18 protein-coding genes are annotated in these 22,088 nt (G+C 32.2%); all 18 read left to right on the forward strand.

From position 1 onward, the window contains the following. Positions 1-157: 157 nt before the first annotated feature. The 18 genes from ACSVH2_RS08670 to ACSVH2_RS08755 all read left to right on the forward strand — a co-directional run bounded on the left by ACSVH2_RS08670 (position 158) and on the right by ACSVH2_RS08755 (position 22,061). Complete coding sequence (locus ACSVH2_RS08670; RefSeq protein WP_438092774.1) at positions 158-826, forward strand: response regulator; 669 nt, start codon at positions 158-160, stop codon at positions 824-826. 336 nt (positions 827-1,162) lie between these two features. Next, positions 1,163-1,378 (forward strand): HTH domain-containing protein, encoded by a 216-nt coding sequence (locus tag ACSVH2_RS08675; protein WP_438092775.1) that lies wholly within the window; start codon positions 1,163-1,165, stop codon positions 1,376-1,378. Positions 1,379-1,389: 11 nt separating this feature from the next. Then, on the forward strand, positions 1,390-1,932 hold the full coding sequence (locus tag ACSVH2_RS08680; protein WP_438092776.1) for an SH3 domain-containing protein: 543 nt from the start codon (positions 1,390-1,392) through the stop codon (positions 1,930-1,932). A gap of 5 nt (positions 1,933-1,937) precedes the next feature. Continuing rightward, entirely contained in the window at positions 1,938-3,542 is a 1,605-nt protein-coding gene (locus ACSVH2_RS08685; protein WP_438092777.1) for a hypothetical protein, read from the forward strand. A gap of 13 nt (positions 3,543-3,555) precedes the next feature. Continuing rightward, positions 3,556-3,903 (forward strand): hypothetical protein, encoded by a 348-nt coding sequence (locus ACSVH2_RS08690; RefSeq protein WP_438092778.1) that lies wholly within the window; start codon positions 3,556-3,558, stop codon positions 3,901-3,903. Between the two features lie 21 nt (positions 3,904-3,924). Next, a complete protein-coding gene (locus tag ACSVH2_RS08695) occupies positions 3,925-6,423 on the forward strand; it encodes an Hsp70 family protein (protein WP_438092779.1) in 2,499 nt (832 codons plus the stop codon). Beyond that, positions 6,420-6,878 (forward strand): TerB family tellurite resistance protein, encoded by a 459-nt coding sequence (locus ACSVH2_RS08700; RefSeq protein WP_438092780.1) that lies wholly within the window; start codon positions 6,420-6,422, stop codon positions 6,876-6,878. The genes ACSVH2_RS08695 and ACSVH2_RS08700 overlap by 4 nt, the downstream gene beginning before the upstream one ends. Before the next feature lie 49 nt (positions 6,879-6,927). After that, positions 6,928-7,071, forward strand: coding sequence for a DUF6804 family protein (locus tag ACSVH2_RS08705; protein WP_438092852.1), 144 nt, complete (start codon positions 6,928-6,930; stop codon positions 7,069-7,071). Between the two features lie 481 nt (positions 7,072-7,552). Further along, complete coding sequence (locus tag ACSVH2_RS08710) at positions 7,553-7,837, forward strand: DUF6804 family protein (protein ID WP_438092781.1); 285 nt, start codon at positions 7,553-7,555, stop codon at positions 7,835-7,837. Positions 7,838-7,894: 57 nt separating this feature from the next. After that, positions 7,895-8,365: a hypothetical protein gene (locus ACSVH2_RS08715; RefSeq protein ID WP_438092782.1), complete on the forward strand. Its 471-nt coding sequence runs from the start codon at positions 7,895-7,897 to the stop codon at positions 8,363-8,365. Next, positions 8,362-9,591 (forward strand): DUF4407 domain-containing protein, encoded by a 1,230-nt coding sequence (locus ACSVH2_RS08720; protein WP_438092783.1) that lies wholly within the window; start codon positions 8,362-8,364, stop codon positions 9,589-9,591. Before ACSVH2_RS08715 ends, ACSVH2_RS08720 begins: the two co-directional genes overlap by 4 nt. Beyond that, positions 9,591-11,141, forward strand: coding sequence for a DUF4407 domain-containing protein (locus ACSVH2_RS08725; protein WP_438092784.1), 1,551 nt, complete (start codon positions 9,591-9,593; stop codon positions 11,139-11,141). The genes ACSVH2_RS08720 and ACSVH2_RS08725 overlap by 1 nt, the downstream gene beginning before the upstream one ends. Continuing rightward, positions 11,141-12,898 carry a hypothetical protein gene (locus tag ACSVH2_RS08730; RefSeq protein WP_438092785.1) on the forward strand — a complete coding sequence of 586 codons (1,758 nt, stop codon included), beginning with the start codon at positions 11,141-11,143 and terminating at the stop codon, positions 12,896-12,898. The genes ACSVH2_RS08725 and ACSVH2_RS08730 overlap by 1 nt, the downstream gene beginning before the upstream one ends. Position 12,899: 1 nt before the next feature. After that, complete coding sequence (locus tag ACSVH2_RS08735; RefSeq protein WP_438092786.1) at positions 12,900-13,409, forward strand: DUF350 domain-containing protein; 510 nt, start codon at positions 12,900-12,902, stop codon at positions 13,407-13,409. Positions 13,410-13,419: 10 nt separating this feature from the next. Continuing rightward, positions 13,420-13,686, forward strand: coding sequence for a hypothetical protein (locus ACSVH2_RS08740; RefSeq protein WP_438092787.1), 267 nt, complete (start codon positions 13,420-13,422; stop codon positions 13,684-13,686). A gap of 258 nt (positions 13,687-13,944) precedes the next feature. Further along, the gene (locus tag ACSVH2_RS08745) at positions 13,945-20,619 is read left to right on the forward strand and encodes a PKD domain-containing protein (RefSeq protein WP_438092788.1); all 6,675 of its coding nucleotides are present in this window, start codon (positions 13,945-13,947) and stop codon (positions 20,617-20,619) included. Between the two features lie 12 nt (positions 20,620-20,631). Further along, positions 20,632-21,663, forward strand: a complete 1,032-nt coding sequence (locus tag ACSVH2_RS08750; protein ID WP_438092789.1) for a PorP/SprF family type IX secretion system membrane protein — start codon at positions 20,632-20,634, stop codon at positions 21,661-21,663. A gap of 161 nt (positions 21,664-21,824) precedes the next feature. Beyond that, positions 21,825-22,061: a DUF5763 domain-containing protein gene (locus ACSVH2_RS08755; RefSeq protein ID WP_438092853.1), complete on the forward strand. Its 237-nt coding sequence runs from the start codon at positions 21,825-21,827 to the stop codon at positions 22,059-22,061. Positions 22,062-22,088: the final 27 nt, after the last annotated feature.

Consider the following 22,088-nt stretch of genomic DNA (forward strand, 5'->3'; position numbering starts at 1 on the left):
ACAGTTAACGGATAAGTAATTTAACTCCAAATGCTTCCAAAAAAAAGTTTTGCAGAATACGGAAAACCGTATTCATGCTATAAAAGGAACGCTTACTTTTGAGAATGAAACCCACATAGGTTTCAGAATAGTGATAAATATTCCAAAATAAGAAGCTATGTTTCAGAAAGTTTTGATTGCCGAAGATGTTGATAGTATCAATATCGCATTGAACCAAATTCTAAGAGAGTTAGGCATAACCCATATTGACCATGTTAAATATTGTGATGATGCTCTATTCAGAGTAAAAAAAGCATTGGCCGATAATGAACCCTATGATTTGTTTATCTCCGATCTTTCTTTTGAAACCGATTTTAGAGAAGTACAAATCAAGACAGGAGATGAAGCAATTGCCAGAATTAAAGCACTTCAGCCCAATATCCAGGTGATTGTTTATTCGATTGAGGACAAAAAGTTCCGAATAAAATCGCTATTTGAAAATAACCATATTAACGCCTATATCCACAAAGGCAGAAGAAGTATTGACCAACTAAAAACAGCAATACAGCAAGTATTCACTACTACCGATATTTATATTTCTCCCGAACTGGAATACATCTTAAAAGATAAAAAAACTCGCGAGATTGATGAAGTTGACATTCTACTCATCGAGCAATTATCAAAAGGTATCAGCCAAGATGAAATAGAAACTCAATTTAAGGCACAAGGAATAACACCCAATAGCAGAAGCGCTATTGAAAAACGCATTAGTAAGCTTAAAGATTATTTCAAAGCATCCAACTCAATTCACCTCATTGCTATTGCCAAAGACTTAGGCATTATATAGTAAAATCTTAGCTTAAATTTTTTTTCACTCGTTACGGTTTTCCGTAAGGATTAGAATTTTATTGGTTTTAATTTTGAAAAAGAAATAAAGGAAATGGAACTATTTTATGTCAGTTGTTATCCCGGTAAAAAAGGTTTTCATGAATTGCACAAAAGTAATTGCGATTTTTTGCCCAATATGATTAATCGAAAATTTCTGGGACATTTTAAGCATATATACAACTAGTGGAATTCTTTTTTAATTGAAGATAATTATACAAAAGAAAAATATTGTTAATAAAAACACAACGACTGCATTCTGGTTGCAGTCGCAAATAGTAAAATTGTTAAATTATAATTGGATATAAGGATAATCATAAAGTTACACGAGCTTATCGAAGCTGAAAGAACAGGAACGCCTAACGAGTTATCCAATAGATTAGGCATTTCCGTTAGAACAGTTTTCAATTACATCAACTTTATGAAATCAGAATTAGAAGCACCAATTGTATTCAATTCGCAAACCAAAAATTATAATTATGATAGAGTTTGTGAGTTGTGTTTTAAGGGTTAAATAAATTAAAAATGAATAAAGGAACACTACTTATTATCTCACTTCTTGTTTATAATAGTTTGTTAAGTCAATCTTATTTGGGTACTATAACTAAACAAGTCAACTTTCGACAAGGACCCGCAACTGACTACGGTGTAATTTCATCTTTAAAATCGGGAACACAAATTTTTATTATTTCACTTGAAATGGAAAATGATTTCTATAATATAATAGATATTGAAACAGACAAAGAAGGATACATTCATAAGTCGTTTGTGAAAATTGGGGACATAGTTGAGAAAAATGATAGGGGAATGTTTACTCCAAGTGGTAAAACCTCTAATTATTATCCCGAAATTGAAATATTCAACAATACATCTTTGACCCTAACTTTAAAACTTAATAGCGAAACGTATACTTTCTCTCCCAAACAAAAAAGAACAATTACACTAAGTCCAGGAACATATAATTATCGCGCATCAGCACCAAGTGTTATTCCAAACGTTGGGACTGAATATATGGAGAGTAATATGGGCTACACTTGGCAATTTTATATAGTAACTGAAAGAAGATAATAGCTATGAATTTTATTAACCCAATAGAAATACTTGAATTGGAAAATACCGACATAGCGGTTATTGATAATTCAATCGTCAAAAAAGCAAAACGAAAACTTTTTGCCGACATTGACCTTTCAGACAATGGACACCTTGATTATAAAGGTTTAACTCTGACTAAAACCGATTGTGAAAAGGTTATTGATGAATTAGAAAACATAAATGCTCTAGAGTTCTATTCACACCTTGTTTCTAATAAATTATTAAATGACTTTCTTGTAAACGGTAATGATAGACTTTTTGAATTTTTCAAACAAGAAAGTATTTATAAGCTACCTGAATTTGTAAAATTTATTAGTCCTTACTTTTCACCAAAATTTGATAAAGCGATTTTAAAAGCTTTTATAGACCAAGACGAAGAAAGGCTTAGGAAGATTTTAAGAACTCAAGTTTTAATTAGTACAGCAGACTTAAACGTTGCTTTCAAAGGCCTTAGTATTGAAATTCAAAATCGGTTGCAAAAAGTTGACGCAATTACAAAAGAAATCAAAAATGAGGAATCTGATTATTCAGATGAAGACATTGATGACGTTATTGATTTGGTAAAGGATTTATTTCAAACGGAATTGCTTAATCACTTGCCGTCATATTTTCAAAGTCAAATAAATAAGATTGCAGCATCAATCAACTTCTTACAACTTGCAATATGGAATGAATTTAATACCACCTTTGTTTCGCTTCAGTTGTTAGAATACCTTCTTGAATTAAATATTGAGAGTGTAAGTAAACCAACTTTTCAAAAGAATTATGACATTGTAAAGAAAAAACACGAAGAAAGAGTAGAACAAGAAAAAAACGCTCCAACGTTAAAAAAATGGGCAATAATACTTCTTGCAATACAAACTCAAATTAAAAGTGTAGAAAGTAAGTCTGTTCAAGCAACGGATGCTTTTGAAAAAGTGAAACAATTAATCTCATTGACAGAACTTAATGCTCTCCCGGCATTTGCAAATGAAATTAGAACACAGATTGGATATTCAATAAGAAGTCTATCTATTTCCTGTTGGAACAAGCAAAACGATGTAAAATCTTCTTTGTATTTAATCAATTTTGCATTACAAATCAATGTAAGTGATGAAGCAAAACTAAAATTCAAACAAGACAAAAACGAACTTGAAGAATTGGAAAAGAAATACAAGGGTGTTTTAGTTTGTCATTTTTGCGAGAAGAATCCGCCAGATGATAATAGTGGTATATCACAAACTATTTATAAAGAAACATATAGAAGTTACATACCAAGAAGAGTGCAGTTTTCATATACAGATGTTACAATACCAAGATGTAAAAGCTGCAATGAAATTCACTCAAAAGGAAGTGATAAATACTATTTGATTTTCTTTGCAATATTGATATTAGGTGTAATTATCGGCGCTATAACTGATGGAGAACATTTTATTATTGGAGGAATTATCGGTGCAGTTGTTGGCTGGGTAATTGGAAAAGCTGTAGAGGGGAACCAAGTTAGTAATAGTGGAATAAAAGACACATCAGAATTGACATTATCAAAACATCCTTTGCTTATCGACAGAATGAGAGAAGGTTGGACATTTTCTAAACCAAGTGCTTAAAAAATAAAAAAATATGAACGAACAAATAAAAGTGCCAAAAATTTACATTGACTTGATAGACCAAGTTTTTGAGATTGAAAAAAAGGTAGAAATCCTAACGGAATCAAACTCTATAGGCCGAAATGTAAGTAGGTTAAAAGAGATATTTGAACAGCTTGAAACAGACGGAGGATTAGTATATCACAATCCAATTGGGGAAGCATACAACGAAACTCGAACCGATATAGAAGCAAGTATTGCTGGCAACTCTGCTGACAATCTTATAATTACAGAGGTAATAAAACCTATTGTTAGGTATCGCAAGGGAGGTATTACACTTATTGCCCGAAAAGGCATTGTTGTAGCTGAATCAAAATCTTAAATCTTAAAAATCATTCAAAAAATGGAAAATACAATCAATTTCGGAATAGATCTTGGAACAACAAATTCGGCTATCGCCAAATTTGTAAAAGGCGAAGTAATCGTTTTCAATAATCCGTTGGATTATGGTAGAGCCACACTACCTTCAGTGGTTTGCTATCAAAAAGACAAAATTATTGTTGGTAGTCAAGCAAAAGTGATGTTTGGAAAACAAAAAAAGGATGCTTTTACGCAGGCATTTTTTAAAAGAAAGATGGGAACATCAGAAAGTTTTCAAATCAAATCACAAAATCGTTCCATAACACCAATTGAACTTTCTGCACAAGTGCTGAAAGAATTAAAAACTTTCGTAAACACAGGAGATAATTTGGAATCAGTAGTAATCACTATTCCTGCTTCGTTTGACCTTATCCAATCAAATGCTACGAAAGAAGCAGGTTATCAGGCAGGATTCAAGCAAGTTGTTTTATTACAGGAACCAATTGCTGCAAGTTTGGCCTATGCAAATATGAAAAAATCAAAAGAACTGACAGATGGGCAATGGTTAGTTTATGATTTTGGTGGCGGAACTTTTGATGTGGCTTTAATCAGAATTAAGGAGGGAGAAATGAAAGTAATTGACCACGAAGGGAATAATTTCTTAGGTGGTGCTGACATTGACCAAATGATAGTTGACAAACTTGTCATTCCTAAAATTAATGCAGAATTTTCATTTGAGAATTTAGAAGATGAAATGAAAAGTGCATCGGGTAAATACAATTCTAAATACTACGTTCTTTTAAGCAGAGCCGAAGAAGCAAAAATTAGATTGTCGGCAGTTACATCGGCTGAAATTGTAGTAGATGGTTTTGAAGATGAAGAAGGAAATGAAGTAGATTTTGAAATAACTATTACACGTTCAGAATTTAACGAACTCATAAAATCTTCTGTTGATGGAACAATTGAAATGATAAAAACTATACTGACTAGAAACTCACTTGGTTCGAAGGATATTCAATTTACATTAATGGTTGGTGGCTCTACATATATTCCCTATGTAAGACAAAGAGTTGAAGAGATATTACAAATACCTGCAAATTGTGAAATTGACCCAACGACAGCGGTTGCGGTAGGTGCTGCTTACTATGCTGCAACTAAACAAAAGGAAATTTCAAAATCAGATAAGCAACAAAAAAAATCTGCAATTTCAATCAAGGCAAGTTACAATAAGGCATCAAAAGAAAAAGATGAATTGTTTGCTGCTAGGGTAACAGGTGAAACCGACAACTTATATTATAAAATTGTAAGACAAGATGGTGGTTTTGATTCTGGATTAAAGAAATTGAGCGAAAGAATAAGCGAGGATTTACCTCTTGTTGAAAATGCCTATAATTTTTTCACATTAACTGTTTATGACAGTCTAAATAACGTTGTAGAATCAGATGTTGAGCCAATTGGAATTAATAGTGGATTTGGTATAAGTGGTCAACCTTTACCGGAAGATATTTGCTTAGAAGTTGATGATTATGATAATCCAGGCCTTACACGTCTAGCATTAATCTTTCAACGCAACACAATTTTACCAACCAAACGAACTTTAACATTCCCGATTAATAAAACAATCATTAAAGGAAGCGAAGAAAATGACATTCGCATTAACATATTACAAGGTTCTCATCTTGCTTTACCTGAAGCCAACAAAAGCATTGGGTTTATTGGAATAACTGGTAAAAACTTAAAAAGGGATATTTCAAAAGGTTCTGATATTGAAATCACAATTTCCTTATCTGAATCACAAGACCTGACCGTTGCTGCATATTTAAATATGGCTGACCAAGAGTTTAAAGAAACTTTTAATCCAAAAGAAAGACATACACCAGTAGAAATGCTGAAAGAGCAAGTGGAAGACTTATCTGAAAAATTAGATGAAGAAATCGAACAAGCTACAGAAAAAGAGGATTATGAAACTGCAAGTGCATTATCCAAATTGAAAAAAGAAATGGAAATTGTAGCTGAGGAAACTGAGAAATTAAATGATGATGATGTTACTGATGATAAATATAAACTCGAAGATAGGAAAAGAAAAATTGCCCAAGAAATTGACTCTGCAACAAAACACAAGCGTATTCAAAAAGTAAGAGAGCACTACTTTGAAACAAAGGAAGAATGCTTAAAACTTATTGATGAAAACGGTAATGACCACGAAAGAAAAACATATAATGATATTGTTTCTCAAGAAGAAGTTTTTATGTCGACTAATAGCCCAATTAAAATTCAGGAAAAGTCTGATGAACTTCAAAGTATTATTGGACAAATCAGATGGCGAACTCCTGATTTTTTAACTGGTATTTTCAATTGGTTAAAAGGTGAACAACCAAAAATGAATGACCAAACTCAAGCTAAGAGCCTTATTGATGCTGGAAAATTTGCAGTTGAAAGTCAAAATTGGGATAGGCTAAGAGAAATAAACTTTGGCTTACTAGATTTATTACCTCGAGGAACTAAAGAACAAATTACAACTAAAATTGGATTTGGATTATGAAAACAGAAGCATTTCAAAACTTACTGCTTAAATCAGCAGTGTCAGTTATTGCCTGTGATGGCAGCATAGAGGAATCGGAAATTTCTGAAATCAGAAATATGGCTGAAAATGAAATTTATTTTATGGGATATGACTTTGAAGAACCACTAGCGAATAATCTAAAATATCTCAAAGAAAATGGTGCTTCAGCAATCAATGAATATCTAAAAGAAGTTTCAAATGCCAATCTAAACGACAATCAAGAATTGTTATTGATTGAAGTTCTAATCAGAGCAATTGAATCAGACAAAAAAGTTGAGCCAAATGAAATAAAGTTCCTGCAAATGGTAAAGTCAAAATTGAAAACAAGTGAAGAAACCATTATCACTCAGTTTCCAAAGCAGATGAATTATTTAATAGACTTCCATAATTATGGACTTCACGAAGAATTTACAGATGAACTTAAATTTGAGTAATTTCATAAAAAACGTCTTAGCGATTTTGTTTTTTCTATGTTTAACGGATATGACTTACGGCTTTTATCAATTTTTAAGGTTCGCTGGACTTGTGGGATTTGCAATATTAGCATACCAAACATTTGAACAAGGCAGAAAAAAAAGAAATGGTTATTTACGGTGGACTTGCATTACATTTTCAACCGATTTTTAAAACAGTTCTTGGAAGAGAAATGTAGAAAATTGTCGACGTTGTTTTTAGGATAGGACTTTTAAAATCAATATTTATGAAGCTTAAGGAAAACCACCACAATGACCATAAATTGCTAATGACCACGCTTTGTCAATTTAGGTAAATTGTTTTTAAAAAAATTATTCAAAACTCCAAAAAAAATTAAAGACATTGACACAAAGTCCTATAAACAAAGCACATAATAACATATAATCTCAATATTAAAAAGTCACAAATCGATACGAAAGACATAAAGTTATTAGATTATAGGGGTTTGGATAAAAAGCGGTTTTTGTTGTTAAGTGAACACCTAGCTAGTTTCAATTTTTGTAATTGGTTCATCATTTATTACTTTCAAATTCGCTTTTACTAATTGAGTTAAAACAATAAATATTTTTTAATAGTACTATTAGGATTAATTTTTTTATTATTTTTATAATTCACTAACAATAAGTAACCTATTATGAAAGGTATACAATTAATAATCGCCATTGCCTTATTGTTAGCTTTAGCTCCATTACCAATTGGTTACTATACCTTTTTAAGAATAGCTGTTACGGTTACAGCAGCAATTATATTAGCAAATGAATTCAAAACAGGAATAAGTATTTGGTTTGTTCTTTTTGGAATTACAGCAATTGTTTTCAATCCTATATTTCCAATTTATTTATATCAAAGATCACTGTGGATGCCTATTGATATAGTAGCAGCTATTTTATTTTTTAGTTATTCATTTAAAAAACAATAAAGTTTGGTTTCACATTATCTATCATACCTTTTCCGAAAGCTCCACTTTATTAAAGTTGTGATAGCTCGTTTTTTTATTATTCTTTTTAGACCAAGAAAAAGAATTGAAGAAATATATCTAAACTATTCTACTGAGCACCTTTTTGATAATAGTTATATCATTATAAATTATAGATTTAAAAATGCTTTATGGTACCGATTTGGAAAACACATTACATTAGAAAAACAAATCAAGATTTTTGATTTAAAGAATTTTGATAAAGAATTCGATTTTGTCGTTCATGGCTTCTTTAGAAGTAGAACATACAAACTAAAATTTGAACCTCAACTATCAATTAATAACTCAACTTTTAAAACCACTTTCTCAAACTTAAATCTTAAATTAGAAGAAAGAACTATTCCAATATTAACTCACTCTTTAATCAAATGTGATATTAATAAACCAAATATCACAATACCTGATATTAAAATTAATCAACCTAAAATAGAAATATTAAAAACAACCTTTAACCAAAACGAATTTATATGACACGAGATTATTACGAATTACCGAAATCAAGCTCCATTATGCGTTTTCTATGGAAATGTGCAGGTGGCGACCGTTATCTTTTGGAAAGAGCAACCTATTCAGATCAAATTAAATACATGTGCCTAGGTGGAATTGTATTTGCTACTGGTGCTATGGCAGGTTTGGCTGGAGGATATGCTTTTTATACGATTTTTGAAAAGAGAGGTTCAGCAATTGAAAATCCAATAGACTTAAATACAGTTTTCCTGGCTTTAATTTTTGGGATTATTTGGGGTTTAATGATTTTTAATATTGACCGTTTTATTGTCACAAGCACTGGTAAAGGTGATGGAACTGAAGCCATAACTGTGGGTGAATTAAAAAGTGCTTTTCCTCGAATAATTATGGGAATAATTATAGCAATGACTATATCTAAACCTGTTGAAATTAGGATGTTTAAAACTGAAATTGATATTAAATTAAGAGAAAAACAACTAGAGCAACAAGCCGATTATCAAGCAAAAGTTGATAAAACTTTTGCTGATAGAGAAAAATTATTAGATAAAGAATTTGGATCAATTGCAGAACAAAGGAAAGCATTAATTAGCCGAATAGAAATTGCTGAGCAGGCTTATACGGATAACTTAATGGGAAAAGCCAATGGGATTCCAGGTGGCAATGGTCCTTTGTCAAAAGCTTTAAAATCACAATTAGCGGATTTAGAAAGACAATTAGATGATTTTGATAAACAAAATGGTAAAGACTTAGAAGAACTAAATAAAAGAAAAGATGAATTAAGAAAGGCAAAGGAAAATGAAAGAGGAAACAATGAAAAAATAGCCAATGGTCTTGATGGTTTACTTGAACGTATTAAAATAGCTCATGAAGTAGCTGGTTTTTGGATATCTCTATTTATAACATTACTATTTATGGCGATTGAATTAACTCCTATTTTCTTCAAATTAATGCTTACAAAAACTACTTATGATTATCTCGCTGAAAACCGTGATGAATTGCTAAAAGCTGATTATGGTATTGAGGTAAAATATGATTATTACAAGGACAAACAAGGAGTAGAAAAACATCTTACCATTAACCATGAAGCGGAAAGAATATTATTCGAAAAAATTAAAGTCACTGAAATTCAAAAAGAGTTAACAGAATATGCAGTTCAAAAATATAAAGAACGGGAAAAGAAAAAAATTGATGATAATTTAGATGACTATATTAAAGGAATAGATGAGTAATGAATAAAGTTGTTAGTGACATACGTCTTTTTCTGTTTACCTGTTCTGGCGAGGATAACTATATTTTAACAAGATGCAATTGGGGCATCCAAAAAAGATTTGCCCTTATTGGTTTTTTTGTATTGTTAATCTTTGTTGGCTGTTTTTTTAGCGCAACACTTTTTAGTATATCATTATTTCAAGGTGCGGAATGGGCTAGTATTCCAATTGGGATATTTTGGGGTGCTATGGTAGTGAACATGTATTTATTATTGCTTCATACGATTTCACCAACAATCATACCTCTTGCTTCAAAAAAGAAAAGAAGAAAAAATGATAGTGTCGAAACACAAGAAAATAAAAACAGTTTTCTAACATTATCAATGTTTTGTCGAATTGGATTTATAATGCTTTTGGCTATCATTATTGCACAACCATTAAATTACTCAATACTTTCTTCAACTATAAAAACGGAATTAGATAAACATAAAATTCAAGAAAGAGTTAAACTTTATGCATTAACTAACAAGCATTTAATTAAATCGGAATTAGAAAATCAAAAAGACTTAAACCAAAAAATAATCAATAAATTAAGTTCTAATGAAGCCAGTCAAGTTTCAGCTCAATTACAATTGATTAATGCTAAGATTAATAGAGATGATAAATTCATAAGATACGCAACTCAAAAGCTAAAACAATTAGATAAAATAGATTGCAATTTGTTCTTATCTTCCATAGAGAAGTTAAAAAAAACAACAATAATTAATGATTTAGAAAGTCGTTTAAATGATGAACTATTGTCGGATAATGGTTTTATAAACGACCTAAATTCGATTTCAATTCTAGGATATTTAAAAACAGATTATGATAGTTTTAAAGCCAGTATGTCATCATTAATCACAAAAAAAATAGACAATTATAATAAGCTAAACGATTTGCTCAATAAAAGCAATTTTTATGTTAAAACAATTCAAATACTATTAGTTGAAAATCCACTTTCTTGGATAATCACTTTATCTGTGTGCTTAGCTTTTTTATTACCTATTATTTTTAAATATAAGGCTCGTGACATTTCAGCAAGAATATTTAATTTAAAAGATAACGAACCAGATATTGTTAGATTAAGAGAAGAGCTAATTAATACAACTAACTTTAGTTGGCTTGAAAAGAAACTAAAAACAGTAAATGCTAGAGATATCAGAACTTCTGATTATTATTTTCAACGAATGCTTATTGAACATAAGATTATTTTGGAAGAATACGACCAGACAAAAAAACTATTTTCGAAAAAAATATCATCTAATATAAAGAAATACAATGAGGTCTCAAAATCAAGATTATTACACTTATTAGAAAAACTAAAGAAAGTTAATTCCATAAAATACCATGAATTGTATAAACAAATTGTAGAGGAATATAAAGACGAAGTTATTATTAAATACGAATATTGGCTTGATATGCCATTCCGAACAAAAAGAGTTAATACTGTTGCTATTACTAATAATGAAGTAGGACTTTTAGATTTTGTATATAATCAACCAGATGAAGGTGAAAATAATATTCAAATCTGATGGAGGATAAAATAGTAAATATTATAAATGAAGTACCTTTCGTTGGAGAGGATGGTTTGGACTATGTAAAAGTTACTAAGGAAATATTAACACCTCGAAAAACCTATTTAAAAGGGACAATTAAAGGTAAGTATCGAGGAAATAAAATCCCTGATGATAGTGATAAATCTGATTTATTTGATTTCGAAATCTATGAAGCAGAAGTTAATTGTAATTCAATTGATGATTTTAGTAAAAATAGGCCTTTTGTTTTTCCTAATGACTTTAAATACCTAGACGGACAAAAGAGAATAAAAGGGAAAGTTTTTCCTAAAAGCAAACTCCCAGAAATACTTCCAGTTATTATATCAGCCAATAACAAGACATTTGGAATAAACGTTTTAGAACCTCAATTGTTTGAATTTGAAATCAACAGAAAAAACCATCAAACTGAAAGAGATGAGGTTTTCGGAACTTTTAATGCTTATGTGACAGGATATGTTTTTGATTATGAACGTGAGGAGGAAGAAGAAATTATTGGACCTATAGCAGATGAAACATTTACTCCTGAGCCAATTGAACCAGAAAAAGTATCTCCATGTAAATCAAGTACAATAGAAACAGGAAAGACAGAAACTAAAGGTAATTATATTAGAAAAGAATTTAAGTGCATAAACCATAATGATAACGTTTGGGGTAAATGGGAATATAAAGGAAGAAAATTAACTACACCGCCTACAGGATATTCAGGTTGTCTAAGTGAAATAATTGGAGGAATTGGATTGCTATTATTTATAGGGTTTTTAATAGCTATACTACCTGGCTTCATTTACTTCATTGGTTTTTTTGCAATAATATTTTTGATAAGTATTTTGGCACCATATCTTAAATGGATATTCAAGATATTAGGGATTATTTTATTGTTAGCTTTTTTAGGTTCTTTGGTTAAAACATGTACTAATTCATCTCATGTATATACACCAGCACCCATTATAATTGATCCTCGAGAAGCTAATCCTAAAATTGAACCACCAATTATAGATAGCACATCGCCAATTATAGATACATTAATTCAGACCGAAACAGATAGTTTGATTACAAGATATAGAAATTGGAATGATTATGATGGGAATAATTATCAAGGTAAATATCAAATTAGTCTAAGCAGCTTTAAAAGTGCACATTATAATAAAAACAATTTGTCGCTTAGAATGAACAGTACTATTGATTATAATGAAATAGTATTTAATTTAAAAGAGTTTGATAAAAACAAATTAGATGGAGTTTATAAACTCTTTGATAGTATTGGTAAAACAAATAAAATGGATAAAGTTAAATTCGCAAAAATGATAGTCACTTTTGTTCAAGATATTCCTTATGCTATTGTTTTAGATGGTAGATGTGAAGCTAATTTATACGATGATAAATTTACAAGAGATTATCTTTTAAATAATAAAGGAGAGTGTGACGGGCCACAACGTTTTGGAATTAATACACCTATTGAATTTTTGGTTAATCAAAAAGGAGATTGTGACACAAGAACACTTTTGTTATATACTATTTTTTCACATTATGATTACGATGTAGCAATGTTAAGTAGTGAATTTTACGGTCATTCAATTATCGGAATTAATTTGCCAATTAGTGGTTTATCTTATAATTATTACAATCAAAGGTATGTTCTTTGGGAAACAACAGCACCAAATGCTAAACCAGGACAAATACCAAACGAAATTTCAAATCTTAATAACTGGAGAATATCCTTAAAATCTAAATAATATGAATAAACAAAGCTTATTTTTTACATGTTTAGTAGCTGTTGTAGCAATAGCACTAATGATTATGGCAATTCAGTTTTTTACGAAAAAACTAAATATCAAACCTGAAACAGATGAGAAGATAAATATATCCTATGCCATTTGGAGTACTTCTATTTTTGTAGCTTTTTTTATGTTCTTAAAAGTAGCTTTAGAACAAACAGAGAACGCTATAGAGGTAATTATTTATTCCAAAACAATAGATAATACTTTTCTAGAAGTAATGCAAAGAATAGCTATTTTCAATGGTTTTACATTCTTATTCACCTTTTTGTCATACTATGTTGTTAATGCAGTATTCAAATTATCTTTAGGAAATAGAATTGACAGTTATGAAATAGATAAAAATAATATTGGTTATTTTATCATAAAAGGAACAGTTTTAATTCTTTTAGTCTTTTCATTACTAACTATTTTCGAGCATTTTCTTAGATGGTTTGCTCCAGTAGTTGAAACTCCTTTCTATCATTAAATAATACAAAATGAAAAAACAAAAAATAATTATTGCAATTCTTTTCCTTTCTATAGCAATAAACTTAACTTCATGTGCTCCTGCTGGCTATTCATCAAATGAATATGGTTTTTTTTCAGGAATACTACATGGATTCATATTTGTTTTTGCATTAATAGGAAAATTATTTAGCTTAGATGTTGGTCTGTATGCAGAACATAATACTGGTTTTTTTTATTGGTTAGGTTTTATAATTGGCATTGGTGGTTTAGGAGGAGGAGCATCATCAAGAAGATAAATCCAAAGAATCATTAATCAGTTTTAATTCTATTTTAAAAACACCAATTACGGTTTTCCGTAAGGATTTATCATTTATAAGTTTTAAGTTTGGAACTATTTATAATTTACACTAAATCTGAGTTTTAAAATTATAAAATAACAAATGAACTTTTCTAGATATAGTTTTTTAACTACTTTTAGAAAATACAATAAATGAATAGTAAGTTATAATCCCAAAATTGACAATTAGGGTAATTGTTTAAAATAAAATTAATAAATGAAGCATATCTACTTAACATTCCTGATTTTATTTATTCATAATTTAGGATTAGCCAATGAAAATAAATTGGTGCTAGTTCCATCAGCTACAATATCAGGAACGACTACAGTTTGTCAAAACGCGGCAAGTCCTTTAATTACTTTTACAGGTAGTGGCGGAACTGCTCCTTATAACTTTACTTATACTATTAATGGTGGCGCAAATCAAACAATATCAACAACAGGGAACAATAGTGTAGTTACCTTAAATGCTCCAACAGGTACTGCAGGTACTTTTACTTATGCTTTGGTGAGTGTTTCAGACTCTCAACCTCCAAATAATCCAGTAAATGTTACAGGAAGTGCTGTTGTAACAATTAATCCACAGCCAAATGCAAACATGGGTGGTACTGGTTCGGGTTCTACTTTTGGTGGTTTCCCTACTTTTCGTATATGTAGTAATACCGCATCACCGTTCACATTTACTAATACATCAACAACTACTGCCACTAATACCAATTATACAATAAATTGGGGTGATTCTACACCAAATTTTACAGGAACTTCATGGACAACTTTAACACATACGTATCAAATTGGACTATATTATTTGAACTATACAATAAATGGCAGTAATGGATGCTCAATTACTAGAACATTTGTTGTATTTGTAGGTTCTAACCCGGCAGTATCGCTAGGGAATCCCGGTAATACTGATATTTGTAATGCAGACTCTTTGACTTTTCCAATAACAGGTACAGCAAATAATCCTCCTGGTACTACTTATACTGTAACTTTTAACGATGGTTCAACACCACAGGTTTTTAACCATCCTCCTCCATCAAGTGTCACTCATACTTTTACAACTTCATCTTGTAATACTACTAGTTCTGATGGAAGTAATTCATACCCAAACTCTTTTTCTGCAAATATTGTTGCTACAAATCCTTGTAGTACCTCTTCTGTTGGAGTAGTGCCAATCTATGTATCTGCAAATCCACAAGCTCAATTTACAGGTCCCACAATCGGTTGTGTAAATACTCAAGTATGTTTTACAAATACATCAATTGGAAATCAAGTAATAAGTAATTCTTGTCTAAGTCCTTCAATCGTATGGTCAATTTCACCTTCGACGGGTTTTTCATTAAGTTCTGGGTCATTTGGTAACGATTTTGGTTCAACAGATTCTAGTTTATGGTTATCTGGATCAAATATTATTTGTGTAAATTTCAGTGTTGCTGGTACTTATACAATAAATATAAAAACAGGGAATAAATGTGGAATAGATATAGAAACAAAAACAATCTGCATCGAACCTCCGTTAGTACCTTTATTTTCTCTGAATACAACATCAGGTTGTTCCCCTTTAGCAATAATTGCAACAAATAATACTAGTTTAATTAATCAATGTGCAACACCAACTTATTTATGGCAAGTAACACATACACCTCTGTATTGCAGCAGCACTACTGTAACCATTCCTACTCAATCAACGGCAAATGCAAGTTTTAATTTTATTGAATCAGGTACCTATGCAATTTCATTAACAGTATTTAATTCTTGTACTCCAGCCCAAACAACAACCCAAATAGTCACCGTAAAAAAGCCACCAACAGCAGCAATAGCAGCGATACCAAATTCATGTGGTACAGCTTCAATAAATCCAACGGCAACAGTAAATAGTTGTGCGCCTACAGGAAGTACTTTAACGTATGCTTGGAGTTTTCCAGGTGGTACACCATCATCGGCTAATACCGCAAATCCGGGAACTATTAATTACCCTGCAGGCGGACCTTATACTGTTTCATTAGTAGTTAGTAATGAATGTGGTGCTTCCAATACGGCTACCCAAAATTTTACAGTAAATACAGCTCCAACAATTACAAACACAAGTTTAAGTCAAACCATTTGTTCGGGTTCTTCAACTACATTAGTTACTTTAACGGCAACTCCTTCTGGTACCACATTTAGTTGGACAGCTACAGCCACAGCTGGAATAACTGGGTTTTTACCCTCTGGTACTAATACAATACCTGTTCAAACTATCACTACAACGAATACTTCACCAGGAACAGTAACTTATGTCATATCTCCAACATTGGGAGGTTGTATTGGTACACCAGTTAATTATGTTGTTAATGTTAATCCAGCTCCATCAATTACTACACAACCCGCTTCAAGTACAGTATGTTTGGGAGGAACGCCTACATTATTGTCTGTTGTTTTAAGTAGTTCAACAGTAACACCAACTTACCAATGGTATTCCAACACTAGTAGTGCTAATACAGGAGGAACTTTGATTGCTGGTGCAACTAGTGCCACTTATAATCCTCCAGCTAGCACTGTTGGAGTGCTATATTACTATTGTGTTATTACATTATCCTCTGGTGGATGTTCAAATATAACTTCTAATGTAGCTTCAGTCACTATAACTCCATTGCCAACACTTACAACCCAACCTTTAGCTTCTCAAAACTTATGTGTTGGAGTAACTATTCCAACGCCATTATCAGTTTCATATTTAGGAGGAATAGGAACGGCTACATATCAATGGTATTCAAATAGTAACAATTCAACTTCGGGTGGAACATTGATAACAGGGGCAACTAATGCAACATATTTACCACCAGTTTACACTGTTTCAGGAACTTATTATTACTATGTGATAGTTAATTTATCAGGAAACGGGTGCGGTGCTGTAACAAGCAATAGTGCTCAAGTAACTGTTTTTGATGACCCAACAATTACTACTCAACCTATAGCTACTCAAACATTATGTCAAGGGGCAACTCCAAGTAATTTAGTAGTTACTGCATCTGGTGGAAATGGAACTTTTGTATACCAATGGTATAGTAATACTAGTAATAACACCACAAGTGGTATTGCCATACCTGGTGCGAATAGTGCAACCTATATTCCACTTACAACAACTGTAGGGACTATTTATTATTATTGCATAATTACGCAATCTACACCGGGTTGTAGTGTTACTAGTAACGTGGCAGCTGTAATAATAAATGCTTCCCCAACTGTAGTTAATCAACCAGTTTCAAGTACGGTTTGTACTGGTGGTACTCCTACAACTTTATCATTGACTTATACTAATGGTATTGGTACTCCAAGCTATCAGTGGTATTCCAATACTGTAAATGATACTACTACTGGAGTAGCCATAAGTGGAGAAACAAATCCAACATTTAACCCTCCAGCTACTACTGTAGGTACTATGTATTATTATTGTACAATCACTTTTTCAGGAATATCAGGAAGTTGCGCTGTAGTATCTACTAATACTGCAGTTGTGACAATAACACCTGGAGCAACTATTGATCAACAACCTACACCAAATCAAAGCCTATGTATTGGAGGCAGTTTACCCAATCCGCTAACAGTTTCTTATACTAGTGGAACAGGAACAGCAAGTTATCAATGGTATAGCAATACAAGCAGTTCTACATCAGGTGGAACAGCTGTCGGAACAAATTCACCTTCTTATACACCACCAGTCTATACAGCTTCAGGAACTTACTACTACTATGTTGTTATTAGTTTTAGTGGAAGTGGGTGTGGTTCAATTACAAGTACTGTAGCACAAGTTGATGTAGTAAACGACCCAATAATAGTGACCCAACCATTGGCATCTCAAACATTATGTCAAAACTCACCTGCAACAGTTTTATCAGTAGTAGCTTCAGGAGGAATAGGTACTTCTTATGCTTATCAATGGTACAGTTCAATAGCAAATAATACCACTTCGGGTACTTTACTAGCTGGAGAAACTAACAGTAGTTTCACTCCTTCAACTACTAATGCAGGAACGTTATATTATTACTGTATAATAACGCAACCATCAGGAATAGGATGTAATGTAACTAGCGCAATAGCAACAGTTATCGTCAATTTAGCTCCTGCTGTTGTCAATCAACCTCAATCTAGTATCATTTGTTTAGGTGCAACTCCTACAACTTTATCATTAACCTTCACTAATGGTGCAGGTACGCCAAATTATCAATGGTATTCCAACACTAGTAGTGCTAATACTGGAGGAACTTTGATTACTGGTGCAACTAGTGCCACTTATAATCCTCCAGCCGCTTCAACTGGGACAACATTTTATTACTGTGAAGTTACTTTTCCAGCTATATCAGGTTCTTGTTCATTAATTAGAACCAATCCTGCTGAGGTAACAATTAATCCAAATCCAGTTATAGCTCCCGAAACAACTACCATTTGTAGCAGTACTACTTTTACCATTACTCCAACTACAGCTTCGGGAAATATAATACCACTTGGTACAACTTACACTTGGTCTAATCCTACTATATCACCTGCAGGTTCCATAACAGGAGCATCAGCTCAAAACACACCTCAAACCAATATAAGCCAGACATTAGTGAATACCACCACTAGTCCTGCAATAGTTACTTACACAGTTACTCCAACTTCTGGAGTTTGTGTGGGAAATAATTTTACGGTTACGGTTACCGTAAACCCAGCTATTAATCCAAATGTGGTTGCCAATAATAATACTTGTTTTGGTGTCAATACAGCTTCTATTACTACCAATATCACCGGTGGAATTCCTCCCTATACAATAAATTGGACAGGGCCAAATGGTTTTACTTCTGCTGCTACGAGTATTACTAATTTATTGCCTGGTGTTTACAATGTTACTATTGATGATGTTGGAGGTTGTCCATTTTCAAACTCCTATACTATTATTGAACCTGCTGATATTGTAATTACTGTGGATAGCGAAAGTGATAGTACTTGTTTTGGTAGTGACAATGGAAGCATTAATATTTCAGTAACTGGTGGAACAGGAAGCTATTTTTATACTTGGACACGAAATAATAATCCCTTTGCCACTACACAAGATATTTCAAATCTCGCACCAGGAACTTATGTAGTATCAGTAACAGATGTAAATAATTGTGGACCAAAAACAGAAACCTTTACTATAACAGAACCACCACTTTTGGTAGTAAGTTTAGTTAGTCAAACCAATGTATTGTGTTTTGGTGCAGCAACTGGAGCTATTACAGTAAATGTAGTAGGAGGAACCCCAAATCCAACTACATTAGGTTATACATATGCTTGGACTGGACCAAATGGTTTTACAAGTGCTTCACAAAATCTTACTTCTCTTTTTGCTGGAACTTATAATCTAACAGTCACAGATAATCAAGGATGTTCTAAAAATTTGACAGTTATAATTACCCAATCAACAGAAATTATTATTGCCTATACTACAACACCTATATCGTGTTATGGGGCTAATGATGCTTCCATCACGACTACACTTTCTGGAGGTAATCCACCATATCAATTTGAGTGGAGTAATCTGGCAACAAGTCTCATTCAAACAAATCTTTCGGCTGGTAATTATACAATTACAGTTACTGATAATTTGGGTTGTCAAAAAGTACAAACCATAAACATTCCCGAAGCTCCAATTTTTACTGTTAATCCTGTTGTCACTAATATTACTTGTTTTGGAGCTCAAAATGGCAGCATTAATCTTAATCTAACTGGTGGAGTTCCTCCTGTAACATTAGTTTGGAGCGATGGAAGCACGGCAGGACTAACAAGAAATAATCTAGGTCCAGGAACCTATACAGCAACAATATCAGACGGCACGCCTTGTTTCATTGTAAGAACATTTACTATTGTTGAACCACAACTATTAGTGCTTTCTGCAAATGTTGTTAATCCGTTAGATTGTACAAATGCAAATAGCGGTTCAATAAATCTTGTTGTTTCAGGAGGTTCGCCGCCTTTTAATTACTTATGGTCAAATGGAGCTACTACCGAAGATTTAAATAATGTTGTGGCAGGGAACTATTTAGTTACAGTAACGGATGCAAACGGTTGTAGTAAAGTGGCACAATATACACTAACCAGACCAGCACCTATTTTGATTACCGTCAATACGCAAACAGATTTTAACTGTGCTACTCGTGAAGTTTCCCAAAGTTTTATTGCTCAAGCATCAGGTGGTGTACCTCCTTTTCAATACCAATGGTCAAGTGGCACAATCAGTGGGAATAATAATGAAATTATGCAAACCGATGTAAATGGCACGGTAATACTAACGGTTACTGATAACTTAGGTTGTCAAGCAACTTATACTTTAGTAGTGGATGTTCCCGAAATTGGGACGGCTTCTTTCGATACTTCATCTATTGGTTATTCAACCTATGGAATTTATGCTATTGGAGACCCAATCCAATTTCAAAGTACTATAACAGGCGATTATGAATCAGTCTCATGGGATTTTGGTGATGGTACTTTCTCTACAGAACTAAATCCGGTCCATACCTATGTAAATCCTAGAGATTATGTTGTAACACAAACAGTGACTTATCCATTTGGATGTGTCTATACCCAAGTAATAACTTTGATTGTTGAAAAAGGGTATGTGTTAGTTGTCCCAACAGCTTTTACTCCAAATAATGATAGTTTAAACGATACTTACAGACCAGTAACCAAAGCATTGAGAAATGTGAAATTAGACATTTATGATACTTGGGGTTCTCTTATTTACACCGAAAAAGGGGATGTTTTAGTAGGTTGGGATGGAAAAATTAGAGGGTTTAATGCTGAAAACGGTAATTATTACAGCAAAGTAAGTGCTGAAACTTTTTATGGAACGATAGTAAATGAAAATCAAACTTTTGTATTAATTAAGTAAAAGCCACGCCACATGAAATTAAGATTAGTTTTATTTTTACTATTAACTTTTATTTCGATAGAAGTTAGAGGACAAGACCCAATTTTTACCCAATTTTATCTTGTGCCAGAAACGCTCAATCCTGCTTTTACTGGAATTGCAAATACTTGGAATGCAGGGATAATTCACAGGAGGCAATGGCCAGACGGGAATAGAAAAATTGACACACAATTTGCTTTTGCAAATAATGTGGTGAGCGAAGAGATAGGAGTAGGGATTACAGTTTTAAATCACCGTGAAGTATTTACAAATTATAACTATGCTCAAATCAACGGAGCTTTTTCGTATAGAGTAGATTTGAATTATGATTGGCGGTTAAGGCTTGGTTTAGAAACAGGATATGGTCGAAAAGATTATAACTTTAACAATCTTTTACTCGAAGACCAAATCAACATAAATGATGGCTCAATTAGTCCTGGTAGTGTTGATCCTGGTGTTGCAAATTATAGCGATACAATAGACTTTTTTGACATTTCAGCAGGATTTGTAATGGATCAAGAAAATGCTTGGTTTGGTGTAACACTAAAGCATTTAAACAGACCAGATGTTTCGTTCACTGAGTTTGGTAATTATCCATTGGACATGTTTTTATCGGTGCACGGTGGATACTACTTTGAATTCCTAAATTCTCCTTCAAAATTATTGCCTGAAGACTCAACGTTATTAATTACAGCCAATTATATGAGACAATCTCAATATAATAGACTTGATATAGGTGGTGTTATGGAATTCAGCAGATTTAGTTTAGGTGTCATTGCAGCTACAAATCCTGAGGGAAGAAGTCCAAATAGTCATGTTTTAACTTCAATTAATACAATACTTTCACTAAAAATAAATGAATTTACTTTTGGATATTCTTATGATATAAATACTTCAAATATGGGAAGAACTCAAGGGGTTCACGAGCTTTCATTAACTTGGCAATCAAGCTATAGATGCGATAAATGTGATAATTACAAAGTGAAACTAAAAAGAAATGGGGAAGCGGGTTATCAAAAAATTTAATTTGTATTCATGCTATTTTTGGTGTTTATAATTATTGTTTTACTTTAAATTCACATCATATCAAATATCTTATTATTATAATATTTCTTTCCTTGCCAATTAGCGCGCAGAGTGTATACAAAACACCTTCGGGGGCTAAATATCATACTGGTGATTGCAGAATGGTTGAAAATGTGTCACAAAAAATATCTCTTCAAAAAGCTGCTGAACTTAGTTTGTTACCATGTAAAATATGCAATCCCCAAAGCTTTACTTCTTTAGGGTTAGTATCTAAAAAGAATAATGCTCAAGGTGAAAATCAAACCGTTCAATGTAAAGGAAAAACCAAAAAAGGGACACGGTGTAAACATATGACAAGTATAGCCAATGGATATTGTTTTCAGCATAATCCAGATTAATATAAAGTACAATACTTTGTTATGTGG

The sequence above is a fragment of the Flavobacterium sp. RSB2_4_14 genome (genome assembly GCF_051547085.1).
In the GTDB taxonomy this organism is placed as follows: Bacteria; Bacteroidota; Bacteroidia; order Flavobacteriales; family Flavobacteriaceae; genus Flavobacterium.